Raw genomic sequence first — 1,704 nt, 5'->3', positions numbered from 1 at the left:
CACTAACGACGTCGCTATGCACGTGTCTTAATGGATCACACCAAAATCAGGCAGGCGGTGCCAATCGGGCGGTTACGTCACAGCTGCAAGAAACCTCATTCAAAACGAAAATTCACGATTCCAAATTCTTGCCGCCATCAAATTTTATCATGGAATAACGCCCCAGCTATGAACAAGGCGCAAAACAAATAAACTGAGACGCTTCTCTCGCTCTCCGGTGTTAAGAATAATGCAACCAGAGTAAACGCGATCACAAAAAATTTTCCTTGGTTATTCATTATGCAGCGTTTTCCATGTTTAGAGGTGCATCTCTTAACGAAAAGCCGAGATTGCCTCGGCAGGGACTGCATTGCAACAGTTCCACCCTACAAAAGTCGCTGGCAGGCGACTTTGTTATCAGGGCGGCGTCCGAACAGAGCTGCGAACCCCGGCACTCCACCTGTGCACGGCGATCGAAATTTTCCCGGTGCGTGTTCGCACCCTCTGGGTGATCCGTTCGCAGACAACAGCATGTTGATTTATAATAGAAATACATTGTTCAGGATAGTCCGGTAAATGGGTTACTTGGGGAATGTCGGCTTGTACCAAACCAGATCGCGGCGGGCGGTCACCAACTGTTCGAGCTCGTAACGGAAAATTGCCCCAATCGACTTGCGGACGTTGCCGAGGTAATCTGCTTTGGCTCGTGACAGTGCGTCTCGCAAAACACTTTCCGGATAGCGCTGGCAAAGAAAAACAAGGAACCCTCGCTTGGGGGCCCCTACCCCACCGAAGAGTTCATTGAGCTCGTCGGCCAACAGCTCCGCGTCCTTCTTCGAGCAAAGCACTTTCACATACGGTCGTTTCCGCTCGATGCGTTTCACCTTCCGGGCAACCAGCTTCCAATCTTTTTTGTCAGCCGTTTCTTCCATAACCAAGGCCAACTTGCCATTGGTAAGCTCCTTGCCGTCAAGGTCGTTGATGAGCTTGGCCAACGTGCGTTTGCGTTCACCGCGATTGTTGTAGCGTGTGCCTTCATAACCGAGATCTACCGTCAGCAGCTTCGTCGATCCCCTTGCCCATTGCGGTTTCTTGGCGAGATAGAGATCCAGCATCATGTACAATCGGGTACTGGCATCGCTGCTGATCTGACGTAGCGCCTCAAAATTGATTGGCCGCACCCGGTTCTGGAGCATGTTTTGCACGAGTGTGTTGTTGATCCGCGCAACATGGTTCGCGTTGAAGGTCTCGTTTTTGAAAGCCATTCGCCGTTCAAGGTACGTTACTTCTTCGAGCAAGTGCATCTTGCTCACCAGTCGCTCGAGGTCGTCCCCTTTCTTGAAGGAAAACTCCCAGTCGATGCTGGTGCCTTGGAGGATGTCCAAGTGTTCTCGGATTCGCTTCGCGATTACCCCAGACCAGCTCCAGCCCGCCACTTCTGCAAGTTGTCGGTCGGAAAAATAGACGGTGCCGTTTGGTTGCGAGCCTTGCATACGCCAGAGCTGGATAACTTCCATAAAGACTTTGAATGTCGTGGTTGTAGGGACAATCTGTTCCTGGAGCGGCCTGATAACGATGGCCGCTAGAGCCTGCCCTTGCTCGATCTCCGGTACTGGGATTATCCATTCCACACGGCGTTTGTCGCTAGGTGTTTGATCCCACGGTTTGATGGTGTGATCCTTTCGTTGGAATGGAAGGAGACCTTATGGGACAAGTTCGTCATGG

Annotated in this window: 1 protein-coding gene; it reads right to left on the bottom strand. The window is 51.5% G+C overall.

Annotated features, from left to right (window positions below; genetic code table 11):
* Positions 1 to 560: 560 nt before the first annotated feature.
* The gene (locus tag ACOYQJ_RS26155) at positions 561 to 1,610 is read right to left on the bottom strand and encodes a hypothetical protein (protein ID WP_422908808.1); all 1,050 of its coding nucleotides are present in this window, start codon (positions 1,608 to 1,610) and stop codon (positions 561 to 563) included.
* Positions 1,611 to 1,704 lie beyond the last annotated feature (94 nt).

Source organism: Pacificoceanicola algae (assembly GCF_049341065.1).
Classification (GTDB): Bacteria; Pseudomonadota; Alphaproteobacteria; order Rhodobacterales; family Rhodobacteraceae; genus Pacificoceanicola.
Note: the sequence above shows the minus strand (reverse complement) of the source record. Positions and strands in the feature narration are given on the sequence as shown.